13 protein-coding genes are annotated in these 15197 nt (G+C 71.9%); 11 read left to right on the forward strand and 2 right to left on the reverse strand.

Annotated elements, in window-relative coordinates:
• Window positions 1–138 precede the first annotated feature (138 nt).
• From ACLJT4_RS25475 to ACLJT4_RS25510, 8 genes are all read left to right on the forward strand, one after another.
• The gene (locus tag ACLJT4_RS25475) at window positions 139–2361 is read left to right on the forward strand and encodes an NADP-dependent isocitrate dehydrogenase (RefSeq protein ID WP_411125510.1); all 2223 of its coding nucleotides are present in this window, start codon (window positions 139–141) and stop codon (window positions 2359–2361) included.
• A 140-nt stretch (window positions 2362–2501) separates the two neighbouring features.
• A complete protein-coding gene (gene rpe / locus ACLJT4_RS25480) occupies window positions 2502–3182 on the forward strand; it encodes a ribulose-phosphate 3-epimerase (protein ID WP_016570654.1) in 681 nt (226 codons plus the stop codon).
• A 207-nt stretch (window positions 3183–3389) separates the two neighbouring features.
• On the forward strand, window positions 3390–4379 hold the full coding sequence (locus ACLJT4_RS25485; protein ID WP_016570653.1) for a sugar-binding transcriptional regulator: 990 nt from the start codon (window positions 3390–3392) through the stop codon (window positions 4377–4379).
• A gap of 58 nt (window positions 4380–4437) precedes the next feature.
• Complete coding sequence (locus ACLJT4_RS25490; RefSeq protein WP_411125512.1) at window positions 4438–4911, forward strand: ribonuclease domain-containing protein; 474 nt, start codon at window positions 4438–4440, stop codon at window positions 4909–4911.
• Complete coding sequence (locus tag ACLJT4_RS25495) at window positions 4908–5351, forward strand: barstar family protein (RefSeq protein WP_411125514.1); 444 nt, start codon at window positions 4908–4910, stop codon at window positions 5349–5351. Before ACLJT4_RS25490 ends, ACLJT4_RS25495 begins: the two co-directional genes overlap by 4 nt.
• A 160-nt stretch (window positions 5352–5511) precedes the next feature.
• On the forward strand, window positions 5512–6975 hold the full coding sequence (locus tag ACLJT4_RS25500; RefSeq protein WP_411125516.1) for a GuaB1 family IMP dehydrogenase-related protein: 1464 nt from the start codon (window positions 5512–5514) through the stop codon (window positions 6973–6975).
• A 352-nt stretch (window positions 6976–7327) separates the two neighbouring features.
• Window positions 7328–8797, forward strand: a complete 1470-nt coding sequence (locus ACLJT4_RS25505; protein WP_411125518.1) for an amino acid permease — start codon at window positions 7328–7330, stop codon at window positions 8795–8797.
• Window positions 8798–8807: 10 nt separating this feature from the next.
• Window positions 8808–9263: an Lrp/AsnC family transcriptional regulator gene (locus ACLJT4_RS25510; RefSeq protein WP_411125520.1), complete on the forward strand. Its 456-nt coding sequence runs from the start codon at window positions 8808–8810 to the stop codon at window positions 9261–9263.
• Window positions 9264–9334: 71 nt separating this feature from the next.
• Here the strand turns inward: ACLJT4_RS25510 and ACLJT4_RS25515 are convergent, their stop codons facing one another.
• On the reverse strand, window positions 9335–9853 hold the full coding sequence (locus tag ACLJT4_RS25515) for a nuclear transport factor 2 family protein (RefSeq protein WP_411125522.1): 519 nt from the start codon (window positions 9851–9853) through the stop codon (window positions 9335–9337).
• Between the two features lie 17 nt (window positions 9854–9870).
• Complete coding sequence (locus ACLJT4_RS25520) at window positions 9871–11361, reverse strand: MFS transporter (protein ID WP_411125524.1); 1491 nt, start codon at window positions 11359–11361, stop codon at window positions 9871–9873.
• A gap of 54 nt (window positions 11362–11415) precedes the next feature.
• Here ACLJT4_RS25520 and ACLJT4_RS25525 point away from each other — a divergent pair, with 54 nt between their 5' ends.
• The 3 genes from ACLJT4_RS25525 to ACLJT4_RS25535 all read left to right on the forward strand — a co-directional run bounded on the left by ACLJT4_RS25525 (window position 11416) and on the right by ACLJT4_RS25535 (window position 15192).
• Entirely contained in the window at window positions 11416–12330 is a 915-nt protein-coding gene (locus ACLJT4_RS25525; protein ID WP_411125527.1) for a LysR family transcriptional regulator, read from the forward strand.
• A 178-nt stretch (window positions 12331–12508) separates the two neighbouring features.
• A complete protein-coding gene (locus ACLJT4_RS25530) occupies window positions 12509–13315 on the forward strand; it encodes a carbon-nitrogen hydrolase family protein (protein WP_016578553.1) in 807 nt (268 codons plus the stop codon).
• 155 nt (window positions 13316–13470) lie between these two features.
• Entirely contained in the window at window positions 13471–15192 is a 1722-nt protein-coding gene (locus ACLJT4_RS25535; RefSeq protein WP_016573813.1) for a flavin monoamine oxidase family protein, read from the forward strand.
• Window positions 15193–15197 lie beyond the last annotated feature (5 nt).

Here is a 15197-nt window from a genome sequence, read left to right on the forward strand (position 1 = left end):
CGCGCGGTGGCCGGTTCTCGTGATAGGAGGGCCGGACCGCCCGGGGAGCGGGCCGGTGCACGAGATATCTTGATGTCGAGCAATGTTGATATCTTGATGTCGAGCAATATTTGCGACGTGGATGGAGCGGAGTACCCGGTGACTGACTCGACCATCATTTACACCCACACTGACGAGGCCCCGGCCCTGGCGACGTACTCGTTCCTGCCGGTGGTGGAGGCGTACGCCTCGACGGCCGGGGTGACGCTGGAGACCCGCGACATCTCGCTGTCCGGCCGGATCATCGCCAGCTTCCCGGAGCGCCTGAAGGAGGACCAGCGGATCGCCGACGCCCTCGCGGAGCTCGGCGAGCTGGCCAAGACGCCCGGCGCGAACATCATCAAACTGCCGAACATCTCGGCCTCCATCCCGCAGCTGAAGGCGGCCATCGCCGAGCTCCAGGAGCAGGGCTACGCGCTCCCGGACTACCCGGACGACCCGAAGACCGACGAGGAGCGCGACATCCGCGCCCGCTACGACAAGGTCAAGGGCAGCGCCGTCAACCCCGTGCTGCGCGAGGGCAACTCGGACCGCCGCGCGCCCGCGTCGGTCAAGAACTACGCCAAGGCGCACCCGCACCGCATGGGTGCCTGGTCCGCCGACTCCAAGACCAACGTCGCGACCATGGGCGCCGACGACTTCCGCTCCACCGAGAAGTCCGCGGTGATCGCCGCGGACGGTGCGGTCCGCATCGAGCTGGCCGGCGACGACGGCAGCACCACCGTGCTGCGCGAGTCGGTGCCGGTCCTGGCCGGTGAGGTCGTGGACGCCTCCGTGATGCGGGTCGGTCCGCTGCGCGAGTTCCTGGCCGCGCAGGTCGCGAAGGCCAAGGCCGAGGGCGTGCTGTTCTCCGTGCACCTGAAGGCCACGATGATGAAGGTCTCCGACCCGATCGTCTTCGGCCACGTCGTGCGCGCCTTCTTCCCGAAGACCTTCGCGCAGTACGGCGAGGCGCTGGCGACCGCCGGGCTGACCCCGAACGACGGCCTCGGCGGCATCTACAAGGGCCTGGAGGCCCTGCCGAACGGCGCCGAGATCAAGGCGTCCTTCGACGCAGAGCTGGCTGCGGGCCCGGAGCTGGCGATGGTCGACTCCGACCGCGGCATCACCAACCTGCACGTCCCCAGCGACGTCATCGTCGACGCGTCGATGCCGGCCATGATCCGCACCTCCGGCCACATGTGGGGCCCGGACGGCGAGGAGGCCGACACCCTCGCGGTGCTCCCCGACAGCAGCTACGCCGGCATCTACCAGGCCGTCATCGACGACTGCCGGGCGCACGGCGCGTTCGACCCGGCCACCATGGGCTCGGTGCCGAACGTCGGCCTGATGGCGCAGAAGGCCGAGGAGTACGGCAGCCACGACAAGACCTTCGAGATCCCGGTCACCGGCACGGTGCGGGTCCTCGACGGTGCGGGCAACGCCGTCCTGGAGCAGACCGTGGGCGCCGGCGACATCTTCCGGATGTGCCAGACCAAGGACGCGCCGATCAGGGACTGGGTCAAGCTCGCCGTCACCCGCGCCCGCGCCACCGGTGACCCGGCGGTGTTCTGGCTCGATGCGACCCGCGCGCACGACGCCCAGCTGATCGAGAAGGTCACGGCGTACCTGCCGGAGCACGACACCGAGGGCCTGGAGATCAAGATCCTCGCCCCGGTCGAGGCGATCACCTTCTCGCTGGAGCGCATCCGCCGCGGCGAGGACACCATCTCGGTGACCGGCAACGTCCTGCGCGACTACCTGACGGACCTGTTCCCGATCCTGGAGCTGGGCACCAGCGCCAAGATGCTCTCGGTCGTCCCGCTGATGAACGGCGGTGGCCTGTTCGAGACCGGCGCCGGCGGCTCCGCGCCCAAGCACGTCCAGCAGCTGGTCAAGGAGAACTACCTGCGCTGGGACAGCCTCGGCGAGTTCCTCGCGCTCGCGGTGAGCTTCGAGCACCTGGCGACGACCACGGGCAACGCCCGCGCCCAGGTCCTCGCCGACACCCTGGACCGCGCGACCGGCTCGTTCCTGAACGAGAACAAGTCGCCGAGCCGCAAGCTGGGTGGCATCGACAACCGCGGCAGCCACTTCTACCTGGCGCTGTACTGGGCCCAGGAGCTGGCCAAGCAGACCGACGACGCGCAGCTCGCGGAGGCGTTCGGGCCGCTGGCCAAGACGCTGGCCGAGCAGGAGCAGGTCATCGTCGACGAGCTGATCGCGGTGCAGGGCTCCCCGGCCGACATCGGTGGCTACTACCGCCCCGACGCGGCCAAGGCGTCCGCGGTGATGCGTCCGTCGAAGACGCTGAACCAGGCGCTCGCGGCCCTCAAGGGCTGAGCGACGGCTCTGGCACCTCGTCCGCCCCGGCCGGGCCGCGCGTCCGGCCGGGGCGGTCCGGTGCGCGCCCGCGGGCCGGGTGACGGGGCTCTCCCCGCCCGGGCGCGGTCGGTCCGGGCACGGACCGCCATACTGGGGGCATGGCCTTGATCAACCCCAGCATCCTGTCCGCCGACTTCGCCCGCCTCGCCGAGGAGGCGAAGGCCGTCGAGGGCGCCGACTGGCTCCACGTCGACGTGATGGACAACCACTTCGTCCCCAACCTCACCCTCGGCGTGCCGATCGTCGAGTCGCTGAGCAAGGCGACGGACACCCCCCTCGACCTGCACCTGATGATCGAGGACCCGGACCGCTGGGCGCCGCAGTACGTGGAGGCCGGGGCCGGTTCGGTCACCTTCCACGCGGAGGCGGCCGGGGCGCCGGTGAGGCTGGCGCGGGAGATCCGGGCCAAGGGCGCGCGGGCGTCGATGGCGCTCAAGCCGGCCACCCCGATCGAGCCGTTCGAGGACCTGTTGCCCGAGCTCGACATGGTGCTGATCATGACCGTCGAGCCCGGCTTCGGCGGTCAGGCGTTCCTGGACATCATGCTCCCGAAGATCCGTCGCACCCGTGAGCTGATCTCGCGGCACGGCCTGCAGATGTGGCTCCAGGTGGACGGCGGCGTCTCGGCGGAGACCATCGAGCGGTGCGCGGAGGCTGGCGCCGACGTGTTCGTGGCGGGTTCCGCGGTCTACGGCGCCGACGATCCGGCCAAGGCCGTCCGTGACCTGCGGGAGAAGGCCGAGGCGGCGACGGCCGGGAGTTGGGGCTGCGCCCACTGAGCGGGGCGGCCCGCTCCGTACGGGGACCGGAAGCAGTGCGTCCGCTGTGCCCCGTGCCCTTGGTTGACCTGGCGGCCACCGAGCGTTCACGCCCGGCGTGCCGCTCGTGGTCCCCGTACACCTCGGGTTTCTGAAAGGATGAGCAAAGACTCGATCAGATGCGCAAAAGGGGAGAATTTCGTGGTAGCCAGCCGCCCGCAGTCCGGAATGGGCCCCGCCGAGCTGGTGCAGGCTGCGGCCATGGCCCGCCGCTTCTATCTTGAGGGCAAGTCCAAGATCCAGATCGCGGAGGAGTTCGGCGTCAGCCGCTTCAAGGTCGCCCGCGTCCTGGAGACGGCCCTGGAGCGTGATCTCGTACGGATCGAGATCCGGGTGCCCTCCGAACTCGACGCTGAGCGCTCCGACGCCCTGCGTGCCCGCTACGGCCTGCGGCACGCGGTCGTCGTCGAATCGCCCGCGGACGCCTCCGAGGACGCCGCCGACCCGGAGAACCTCGGCGAGGTGGCCGCCGACCTGCTCGGCGAACTCGTCGCCGAGGGCGACGTGCTGGGCCTGGCCTGGGGCCGCTCGACGATCCACATGGCCGCCGCCCTGCACCAGCTTCCGCCGTGCACCGTCGTGCAGTTGACCGGGGTCTACGACGCCGGCACCGCCGACCGCGGTTCGGTCGAGGCGGTCCGTCGCGCGGCCGACGTCTCCGGCGGCGAGGCGCACCCGATCTACGCGCCGATGCTGCTGCCCGACTCGGCGACCGCCGCCGCGCTGCGCGGCCAGACCGGCATCGCCCGCGCCTTCGAGTACTTCGACAAGGTCACCGTCGCCTGCGTCTCCATCGGCTCGTGGGAGCCGGGCGTATCGACCGTCTACGACATGCTGTCCGAGGAGGAGCGCGAGCACTACGCCTCGCTGGGCGCGGCCGCCGAGATGTCCGCGCACCTCTTCGACGCCGAGGGCCGGCGGATCGGCCGGGACCTGGGCGAGCGGTGCATCACCGTCGAGGCGGACCGGCTGCGCCGCATCCCGGAGGTGGTGGCGATCGCCGGCGGCCGCCGCAAGGCCGCGGCCATCGGCGCGGTGCTGCGCTCCGGACTGGTGACGAGCCTGGTGACCGACACCGCCGCCGCCGACCACCTGCTGCTGGAGACCGGCCCCGGTCCGCGGCCGGCCCTGGACCGGGCGGACCCCGACGGCAAGTGAGCGGGCCCGGCGCGTTCGTCGGCGGGCAGCCGGCGCGCGGCTGTGACAGCATCGGCGCATGCTGATCCACACCGCCCCGCGCCGGGCCGCCGCCGTTCTCGGCGCGCTGCTCGCCGGGCTGCTGCTCGTCCTGACCGGTTGTTCCACCGGCGGTGACGGCAAAGGGAGTTCGGCCGGCACGCACCGGCCGTCCGCGACGAACACGGCCGGCGGCCGGTCGTCCGGCGACGGCGCCGCACCGGGCTGGGCGAAGGGCCTGCCGACCGTGCCGGCGGGCCGGCTGCCCGCCGAGGCGCAGCACACCCTGAAGCTGATCGACGCAGGGGGGCCGTTCCCGTACCCCAAGGACGGCACCGTCTTCGGCAACTACGAGAAGCAGCTGCCCAAGGAACCGCGCGGCTACTACCACGAGTACACGGTCGACACCCCGGGTGCCCGCAACCGCGGTGCCCGGCGCCTGATCACCGGCAAGCACCACGAGTTCTTCTACACCGACGACCACTACAAGAGCTTCAAGGCGGTGCTGCGGTGAGCGCCGAGGTGCCCCGGGCGCTGGCCGCGGTGCTCGACGGGCGGACGCCCGCGGGGGTGCTGCCCTGGCCCGCGGACCGCCCGATCGCGGACGCCCTGGCCGCGGCCCGCGACGCGGGGTGGACCGGTGCCGCACTCGACCTCACCGGCGTCGCGGACAAGGCCGACTTCCTCCAGCGGTGCGCGGCGGCCCTGGACTTCCCCGCGTACTTCGGCCACAACTGGGACGCGCTGGCCGACTGCCTCTCCGATCTGTCCTGGTGCCCGCCGGCGCGCGGCCGGCTGCTGGTCATCACCGGCTGGCAGGGGTACGCGGCCGCCGCGCCGGAGGACTGGAGCGTGGTGGAGGGGGTGCTCGCGGACGCCGTCGGGCACTGGCGGGACACCGACACCGGCCTCGCGGTGATCATGGCCGGCGGGCGGGGACGACAGGGGGCGTAGGACGAGCGCCGCCCCTGGAGGCGGCGCTCTGCGACGGTACGCGTGCGTCGCGTGAGGTGGCGGTCCGGTGGGTGGACGGCGGATTGGCGGATCGCACACACGGCTCGCGCGGTCGTAGGACCATCACATGAGTCCTGGTCAGGGCCCGTATCCTGGCGGTATGCGATTCCTCAACCCGAAGAACGGCGCCCTCGAAGAGAGTTCTTCGGTGCCCTACGACCTGACCTACGACGATGTGTTCATGGTGCCCAGCCGCTCGTCGGTGGGCTCCCGCCAGGCCGTGGACCTCGCCTCGCGCGACGGCTCCGGCACGACCATCCCGCTCGTGGTCGCCAACATGACGGCGATCGCCGGCCGTCGCATGGCCGAGACCGTGGCCCGCCGCGGTGGTCTGGTCGTCATCCCCCAGGACATCCCGATCGACGTCGTCACCGACGTCGTCACCTGGGTCAAGCAGCGCCACCTGGTGCTGGACACGCCGATCGTGCTGTCCCCGGTCTCGACCGTGGCGGATGCGCTGTCGCTGCTGCCGAAGCGGGCGCACGGCGCGGGCATCGTCGTCGAGGGCGGCCGCCCGATCGGCGTCGTCACCGAGCACGACCTGGCCGGCGTGGACCGCTTCACCCAGGTGTCCGAGGTCATGTCCAAGGACCTGCTGGTCCTGGACGCCGACATCGACCCCCGCGAGGCGTTCAACCGCCTCGACGCCGCCCACCGCAAGCTGGCCCCGGCGGTCGACGCGGACGGCAGGCTCGTCGGCATCCTGACCCGCAAGGGCGCGCTGCGCGCGACCCTCTACAGCCCCGCCACCGACGACGCCGGCAAGCTGCGCATCGCGGCCGCCGTGGGCATCAACGGCGACGTGGCCGGCAAGGCCAAGGCGCTGCTGGAGGCCGGTGTGGACACCCTCGTCGTGGACACCGCGCACGGTCACCAGGAATCGATGATCAGCGCGGTCAAGGCGGTCCGGGCGCTGGACCCGCAGGTCCCGATCGTCGCGGGCAACATCGTCGCCGCCTCCGGCGTGCGCGACCTCATCGAGGCCGGCGCGGACATCATCAAGGTCGGTGTCGGTCCCGGCGCGATGTGCACCACCCGGATGATGACCGGTGTCGGTCGTCCGCAGTTCTCCGCGGTGCTGGAGTGCGCCGCCGAGGCCCGTAAGTACGGCAAGCACGTCTGGGCCGACGGTGGCGTCCGGCACCCGCGCGACGTGGCCATGGCGCTGGCCGCGGGGGCGTCCAACGTCATGATCGGTTCGTGGTTCGCGGGCACCCTGGAGTCGCCGGGCGACCTCCAGCACACCGCCGACGGCCGGCCGTACAAGGAGAGCTTCGGGATGGCCTCGGCGCGTGCGGTGCGCAACCGCACCAGCGAGGAGTCGTCCTACGACCGAGCCCGCAAGGCGCTGTTCGAGGAGGGCATCTCCACCTCCCGGATGTTCGTCGACCAGGCCCGTCCGGGCGTCGAGGACCTGATCGACTCGATCATCGCCGGCGTCCGCAGCTCCTGCACCTACGCCGGCGCCGGCTCCCTGGCGGAGTTCGCCGAGAAGGCCGTGGTCGGCGTCCAGAGCGCCGCCGGCTACGCCGAGGGCAAGCCGCTGCACGACAGCTGGAACTGACCGCCGAGCCGGCTTCCGGCTTCGCCCGCGCCGCTCACCGGCCCCGCACCGACCTGGTGCGGGGCCGGTGGCGTTCTACGGCGAACGGCGTGATTGACTGCAGCGGAGCGCAACATTCCGCCGCCCTTCGCCGCCGTGCGCAACGAACCACCGTGGTTGCGCAAGGATCCTGCATTACGGCAGGTCAACGAGGGGCCGTAGTGTCATGCGCTGTACGTGGAGTGGCGGAGACCGCCTGCTCGGCGGTCTCCTGCTGCAGGGTGGTTCGTCCTGCCTGCCCGACCGCTGCGGTCTTCTCACCAGAATGTGCCGGAATGTGCCAGTCTGACCGGCAGTGATGAAGGAGCCCCCAGTGTTGGAGAACGGCGCCGTCCCACCCTCAGGAGGCAGCTCTTCCCCGCCGCCCGCCGGCGGACTCGGCGCTCGGTTGATGCGCCGCAAGCCGGTCGAGCGGCTGGTCGCCGAGGGCGGCCAGGGCGAGGGGGGAACGCTCCGCCGCTCGATGGGCGTCTGGCAGCTGACCATGATCAGCATCGGTGCCACGCTCGGCACCGGCATCTTCGTGGTCCTCGGCCAGGCCGTGCCCGACGCCGGCCCGGCGGTCGTGCTCTCGTTCGTCATCGCCGGCATCACGGCCCTGTTCTCCGCGCTCTCCTACGCGGAGCTGGCCGGCACCATCCCGGTTTCCGGCTCGTCCTACTCCTACGCCTACGCCACCCTCGGCGAGCTGATCGCCTGGGTCTGCGGCTGGTGCCTGATCCTGGAGTACGGCGTCTCGGTGGCCGCCGTCGCGGTCGGCTGGGGCCAGTACCTCAACGAGTTCCTCAACGGCACGGTGGGCGTCACCATCCCCGCCGCGCTCTCCGCGCCGCCGGGCCAGGGCGGCTACTTCAACCTGCCGGCGCTCCTGGTCGTGCTGCTGGCGATGGTGTTCCTGCTGGGCGGCGCCAGGGAGAGCGCCCGGGCCAACACCATCATGGTGATCGTCAAGATCCTCACGCTGCTGCTCTTCTGCGGCGTCGCGATCCAGGGCGTGAAGTCCGGCAACTACGCCAACTTCATGCCGATGGGCATGGCGGGGGTCAGCGCCGCCGGCGCCACGCTGTTCTTCTCCTACATCGGCTTCGACGCCGCCTCCACGGCGGGGGAGGAGGCCAAGAACCCGCAGCGCGACCTGCCCCGCGCGATCATGCTGTCGCTGATCATCGTCACCACCCTGTACTGCCTGGTCGCGGCCATCGCGGTGGGCGCCCTGCCGTGGCAGGAGTTCAAGGGCTCGGAGGCGGCGCTGGCCGGGATCCTCAAGACCGTCACCGGTCAGGGCTACTGGTCGGTGCTGCTGGCCTTCGGCGCCGTCGTCGCCATCGCGAGTGTGGTGCTGACCGTGCTCTACGGCCAGACCCGGATCCTGTTCGCGATGTCCCGGGACCGCCTGGTGCCCAAGGTGTTCTCCAAGGTTCACCCCAAGAGCGGCGTCCCCCGGGTGAACACCGTCCTCGTCTCCCTCTTCTGCGGTGTGCTGGCCGCCGCGGTGCCGCTCGGCGAGCTCGCCGACGCCACCAGCATCGGTACGCTCTTCGCGTTCGCGCTGGTCAACGTGGCCGTGATCGTGCTGCGTCGGACCCGGCCGGACATGCCGCGGGCCTTCCGCACGCCGTTCGCGCCGGTCTTCCCGGCGATCGGCTTCCTGCTCTGCCTCTACATGATGGGCAGCCTCGGCCCGGTGACCTGGGTGGTCTTCGGTGTCTGGATGGCGGTCGGCCTTGTGATCTACTTCGGATACGGCATGCGCCGCTCCCGATTGGCCACCGCAGAGAAGTGACCCACCCGCAGTGCGACTGAACGATCTCGACGAACGCATCGTCCACGCCCTCGCCGAGGACGCCCGCCGCAGTTACGCGGACATCGGCCAGGAGGTCGGGCTGTCCGCCCCGGCGGTCAAGCGCCGGGTGGACCGACTGCGGTCGGACGGCGCGATCACCGGATTCACGGTGCGCGTCGACCCCGCCGCCCTCGGCTGGGAGACCGAGGGGTTCATCGAGATCTTCTGCCGCCGCAACACCTCGCCCGACGCGATCCACCGCGGTCTGTCGCGCTATCCCGAAGTGGCGTCCGCCTCCACCGTGACCGGTGAGGCGGACGCCCTCGTGCAGGTCTTCGCGTCCGACATGCGGCACTTCGAGCGGGTACTGGAACGGATCGCCGGCGAACCGTTCGTCGAACGCACCAAGTCCGTCCTGGTCCTCTCCCCGCTGCTGCGCCGCTACGGGGCGGGCGCGCCGAGCTAGGGACGGCTCCTGTGAGTCGGCCGTGACCGCTGCCGCTGTGCCGGGCGGCCCGGAGGCCGGGCACCGTGGCCCTAGGCGGCCGCCACCGGGCCCCGGTCCGGCGGCAGGTGCGGCGGGGTGCCCTGCGTCCACGCGACGCGCAGCGCGGACGTGGCGATCCGCCAGCCCTCCGGGGTCCGCACCAGGGTGTTGTCGGCGCGACCGCCCGAGAGGAAGAGGGCCCCGGAGCCGTCCGCCAGGACGTGGGTGCTCAGTTGGGCTCCGTGGACGGTGGCCCGGTCCCCGTCGATGTCGATGACGGGGTTGCCGCCCAGGTGCACGGTGCGGTCGAACAGTGCCATCCCCTCCCGGATCCGCCGCACCACCGCGTCCCGTCCCCGGACGGTGCCGATGGGCATCTCGGCGGTGGCGTCCTCGGTGTAGAAGGCGCGTCCCCACGCCTCGTCGAAGACCCCCTCGTCGAGCGAGCGCAGGTAGCGGTCCAACAGGTCGGTGATGTCGGCGCGGTCGGTGAGGTGCTGGAGCTGTCGTGCCGTGCGGAGCGCGGTGGACTCGGCGGTCGGATCGGTGGTGGCCTCGTTAGGGATCATGCGACGATCCTGCGACCTCAAGTGGACTTGAGGTCAAGGGGTGGCGAGGCGGGCACTTCGGGCGCGTTCGACGGGATGCCGGCGGCGGGCCGCCGGGCCCGGAGCCCGACCGTCACGGCGGCGCCCACGACCAGCACCACGACGGCCGCGATCCGGTAGCCCAGCGCCGCGGCGTCGGCGAACGCGACCGCCGCTGACGACCCGTGCGCAGTGCCCGTCGCGTAGCGCACCGACAGTGCGGTGCCCACCACGGCGATGCCCAGTGCCGCGCCCAACTCCCGTGCCGCGCCCTGGAGTCCGGAGCCCATGCCCGCCTGGTGGGCCGGCACGGACGCCACGATCGCGTGCGACAGCGTCGGCATCGCCAGGCCCGCGCCGGCCGCCAGCACCAGCAGGTACGCCAAGTAGCGCGGGTAGGGGGTGCCGGCGTCGGAGGTGGCTAGCAGCAGCAGGCCGGCGGCTATCAGCACCAGCGCCGCGCCGGCGGTCCGGGCCTCGCCGATCCGCCGGGCCAGGCGCATGCCGTACCGGGTCAGCACCATCATCCCGAACGCCATCGGCACGAGCGCGAAGCCCGTCCGCAGCGGCGAGTAGCCCTTCACGTACTGCAGGAACTGCGCGTTGACGTAGAACAGCGCGAACATCCCGAAGAAGCCGACGGCGATCCCGGCGCTGCCGGCGCGCAGCCGCGGCAGCCGGAACAGCCGGGGGTCCAGCACCGGGTGCGCGGACCTGAGGCCGTGGCGCACGAAGACCGCGAGGAGCACCAGCGCCAGCGCGAAGGAACCGAGCACCGGGGCCGAGGCCCAGCCCAGCCCGGGGCCCTCGATGATGCCGAAGAGCAGCGCGAAGGAGCCCACGACCAGCAACGCCGAGCCCGGCAGGTCCAGCGCCGCGGTCTGTCGTGGCACCCGTGGCGCGGACCGCGCCACCCAGCCGAACAGGATCAGCGCCAGCGGCACGTACCCCCAGAACAGCCCCTGCCAGGGCAGGAATTGGAGGATCAGTGCGCCGCCCGCGTTGCCGGCCATCCCGCCGACGCCCATCGCCGTGCTCCACGCCGCGATCGCGGTGGCCTTCCGGTCGGGCGGGGACGCGTACAGCAGCACCGACATGGTGGCCGGCACCAGGAGCGCGGCGCCGGCCCCGGAGACGGCGCGGCCCGCCAGCAGGACGGGGAGGGTCGGCGCGAGTGCGCTCAGCAGCGCGCCGGTGCCGAAGACGGCGAGGCCGGTGAGCAGGGTGCCCCTGCGGCCGAACCGGTCGCCGAGCGCGCCGGCCGGGATCAGCAGCCCGGCGAAGACCAGGACGTAGGTGTCGACGACCCAGAGGAGTTGGGCGGGGGTGGGGTGCAGGGCGCTCGCGGCGATCTTCGGGATGGCCAGGTTCATCGCGGCCACCAGGGACTGGGCCACCAGGACGCCGGCGCACATCGCGGCGGTGACGGAGCGCCGACCGGCGCCTCGGGGCGAGGGGCCGCCGGGCGGCGGCGGTGCTGACGTGGTCATGCCGGGGACGCTAGGGTGCCGTTCAGTTGATCTCAAATGCAAGGTGTGCACTCCGTGATTGCGCGAAACGCAAACATCGACTTCAACCTGTTGACCGCCCTGGACGCGCTCCTGGAAGAGGAGAGCGTCACCGCCGCCGCCGACCGGCTCGGGCTCTCCGGACCGGCCATGAGCCGGGCGCTGGGCCGGATCCGCCGGACCATCGGCGACCCGGTCCTGGTCCGGGCCGGCCGTCACATGGTGCCGACGCCCCGCGCACTGGAGATCAAGGCCGAGGTGCGCCGGCTGGTCGAGGCGGCGCAGGGGGTGCTCGCCCCGTCCGCCCCGGCCGATCCGGCGCAGCTCACCCGGGTCTTCGCGCTGCACACCGGCGACCTGTTCGTCACCGCCCTCGGGCCCGCACTGGTCGCCCGGGTCGCCCGCGAGGCGCCCGGGGTGGTGCTGCGCTTCCTCGGCGAGAGCCACGTCGACGTGCCCGTCCTCCGGGACGGGGCGGCCGACCTGGAACTGGGCGTGATCGACAGCCGCGAGCCGGAGATCCGCACGGCCCGGCTCTACGACGACCACGCGATCGCGGTCGTCCGCGCGGGCCACCCGCTGACCGACCAGACCCTGACCGCCCGCCGGTTCGCCGCCGCCCCGCACCTCAACTTCTCCCGGCGCGGCCGGCTGACCGGCCCCATCGACACCGCGCTGGCCGAACACGGGCTGCGCCGCCGGGTGGTCACCACCGTGCCGACCGTGACGGCGGCGCTGATGATGGTGCGCGACAGCGACGTGGTGGGCATGGTGCCGGCGCGGACCGCGGCCTCGCTGGTCCGCGATCTGGGCCTGAGTGCGCTGCCCATCCCGTTGGACCTGCCGCCGATGCCGATGGCGATGGCCTGGCACCCGCGCCAGGACGCCGACCCGGGCCACCGGTGGCTGCGCGGCCTGGTGCGCGCGACGCTGGCCGCCGGGGTGGCCTGAATCACCCCGTCGGGACCCACCCGACCTGGCCGGATGCCCCGTGCAACGAATCGCCGCGATGGCCCTTGAACGCGCAACGAATCGTTCCTCGGCACGCAACGGTGGCGCCTTGTCCGGAATTGGCAGCGGACCGTACCGTCATTGCGTCCCACCCGAACCGCCACCGCCGAGGGGTCCCATGTCGCCGCTGCACACCGCCCTGCTCCAGAGTTCGGGACGGCCCGGCGACGTCGCGCACAACCTGCGGGTGCTCGCCGACGCGGCCCGCACGGCAGCCGCGACCGGCGCCCGGCTGCTCGCCTGCCCCGAGCTCTTCCTCACCGGCTACGCGATCGGCGGCGACGTGCACCGCCTCGCCGAGCCGGCCGACGGCGACAGCGCCCGGGCGGTGGGCCGGATCGCCGCCGAACACGGCATCGCGGTGCTCTACGGCTACCCCGAGCGCGACCCCGAAGCGGCCGGCACGGTCTACAACGCGGCCCAGCTCATCGGCCCCGACGGCACGGCGCTCGCCAACTACCGCAAGACCCACCTCTTCGGCTGCTTCGAGCGCGAGTGGTTCACCCCGGGGGAGCGCACGGTCGTCCAGGCCGAACTGGACGGGATCCGGATCGGCCTGTTGATCTGCTACGACGTGGAGTTCCCGGAGAACGTCCGGGCGCACGCGCTGGCCGGGACCGACCTGCTGCTGGTGCCCACCGCGCAGATGCACCCCTTCCAGATCGTGCCGGAGCAGGTGATCCCGGTGCGTGCCTTCGAGAACCAGATGTACGTCGCCTACGTCAACCGGGTCGGCGCGGAGGGTGAGTTCGAGTTCGTCGGCCTCAGCTGCCTGGCCGGACCGGACGGCGTCGTGCGCACCCGCGCCGGACGCTCCGAGCAACTGGTGCAGGCCGCGGTCGACCCGGCCTTCCTGAAGGAAGCCCGGGAGAACAACCCCTACCTGCACGACCGGAGGCCGGAGCTCTACACCGACCTCGTCTGACCGGCGCCCGCCGCCTTCGACGGCCCCGCCCGCCCCGTGGCGACGGGCGCCGTCGCGCCCCGGACCGCCCCACCGCGCACGCCCGCGCCCCGGCACGCCCGACCGTGCCCGATACGCCCCGATACGCCCGCCCTGCCCGCAAGGAGTCCGCCCCGATGACGTCCACGGTGCCCCCCGCCGTCCCGCACACCACCGCGCAGCCGCCGATCACCATGTTCGGCCCGGACTTCCCCTACGCGTACGACGACTTCCTCGCCCACCCGGCGGGCCTCGGCCAGATCCCGGCGACCGAGCACGGCACCGAGGTCGCCATCGTCGGCGGCGGCCTCTCCGGCATCGTCACCGCGTACGAGCTCATGAAGATGGGCCTCAAGCCCGTCGTCTACGAGGCGGACCAGATAGGCGGCCGGCTGCGCACCGTCGGCTTCGACGGCTGCTCCGCCGCGGCCGACGAGAGCGTGCTCAACTGCGAGCTGGGCGCGATGCGCTTTCCGCCGTCCTCGACGGCGCTCCAGCACTACATCGACCTGGTGGGCCTGACGACCACGCCGTTCCCCAACCCGCTCGCCGAGTCCACCCCCTCCACCGTCGTCGACCTCAAGGGCGAGTCCCACTACGCGGAGACCGTCGACGACCTGCCCCCGGTCTACCGCCAGGTCGCCGAGGCGTGGAACGCCTGCCTGGAGGAGGGCGCCGACTTCTCCGACATGAACCAGGCGATGCGCGAGCGCGACGTGCCGCGCATCCGCGAGATCTGGGCGAAGCTCGTCGAGAAGCTCGACAACCAGACCTTCTACGGCTTCCTCTGCGACTCCGAGGCGTTCACCTCCTTCCGGCACCGCGAGATCTTCGGCCAGGTCGGCTTCGGCACCGGCGGCTGGGACACCGACTTCCCCAACTCCATCCTGGAGATCCTGCGGGTCGTCTACACCGAGGCCGACGACCACCACCGCGGCATCGTCGGCGGCTCCCAGCAGCTGCCGCTGCGCCTGTGGGAGCGCGAGCCGGCCAAGATCGTGCACTGGGCCCCGGGCACCTCGCTGTCGTCGCTGCACGGCGGCGCCCCCCGGCCGGCCGTCACCCGGCTGCACCGCACCGCCGGCAACCACGTCACCGTCACCGACGCCTCCGGCGACATCCGCTCGTACAAGGCCGTGGTCTTCACCGCGCAGAGCTGGATGCTGCTGTCGAAGATCGACTGCGACGACGACCTGTTCCCGATCGACCACTGGACGGCGATCGAGCGCACCCACTACATGGAGTCCAGCAAGCTCTTCGTGCCCGTGGACCGGCCGTTCTGGCTGGACAAGGCCGTCGACGACGAGGGCAACGAGACGGGCCGCGACGTGATGTCGATGACCCTCACCGACCGCATGACGCGCGGGACGTACCTCCTCGACAACGGCCCGGACCAGCCGGCCGTCATCTGCCTCTCCTACACCTGGTGCGACGACAGCCTGAAGTGGCTGCCGCTGTCGGCGAACGAGCGCATGGAGGTCATGCTCAAGTCGCTCGGCGAGATCTACCCGAAGGTCGACATCCGGAAGCACATCATCGGCAACCCGGTGACCGTGTCCTGGGAGAACGAGCCCTACTTCATGGGTGCGTTCAAGGCCAACCTGCCCGGCCACTACCGCTACCAGCGGCGCCTGTTCACCCACTTCATGCAGGAGCTGCTCCCGGAGGACAAGCGCGGCATCTTCCTCGCCGGCGACGACATCTCCTGGACGGCCGGCTGGGCCGAGGGCGCCATCCAGACCGCGCTGAACGCGGTGTGGGGCGTGATGCACCACCTCGGCGGCGGCACCGACGCGGCCAACCCCGGCCCGGGCGACGTCTACGACGCGATCGCGCCGGTGGAGCTCCCGGAGGACTGAGCCCC

This window comes from Streptomyces sp. x-19 (genome assembly GCF_046549115.1).
GTDB lineage: Bacteria > Actinomycetota > Actinomycetes > Streptomycetales > Streptomycetaceae > Streptomyces > Streptomyces albulus_C.

Excerpts from the sequence above, each read along its gene's own strand:
- rpe (WP_016570654.1), top strand. The coding sequence starts at position 2,502 with ATGGCCTTGATCAACCCCAGCATCCTGTCCGCCGACTTCGCCCGCCTC.
- ACLJT4_RS25520 (WP_411125524.1), bottom strand. The coding sequence starts at position 11,361 with ATGACCACGTCAGCACCGCCGCCGCCCGGCGGCCCCTCGCCCCGAGGC.
- ACLJT4_RS25490 (WP_411125512.1), top strand. The coding sequence starts at position 4,438 with ATGCTGATCCACACCGCCCCGCGCCGGGCCGCCGCCGTTCTCGGCGCG.
- ACLJT4_RS25500 (WP_411125516.1), top strand. The coding sequence starts at position 5,512 with ATGCGATTCCTCAACCCGAAGAACGGCGCCCTCGAAGAGAGTTCTTCG.
- ACLJT4_RS25535 (WP_016573813.1), top strand. The coding sequence starts at position 13,471 with ATGACGTCCACGGTGCCCCCCGCCGTCCCGCACACCACCGCGCAGCCG.
- ACLJT4_RS25530 (WP_016578553.1), top strand. The coding sequence starts at position 12,509 with ATGTCGCCGCTGCACACCGCCCTGCTCCAGAGTTCGGGACGGCCCGGC.
- ACLJT4_RS25485 (WP_016570653.1), top strand. The coding sequence starts at position 3,390 with ATGGGCCCCGCCGAGCTGGTGCAGGCTGCGGCCATGGCCCGCCGCTTC.
- ACLJT4_RS25515 (WP_411125522.1), bottom strand. The coding sequence starts at position 9,853 with ATGATCCCTAACGAGGCCACCACCGATCCGACCGCCGAGTCCACCGCG.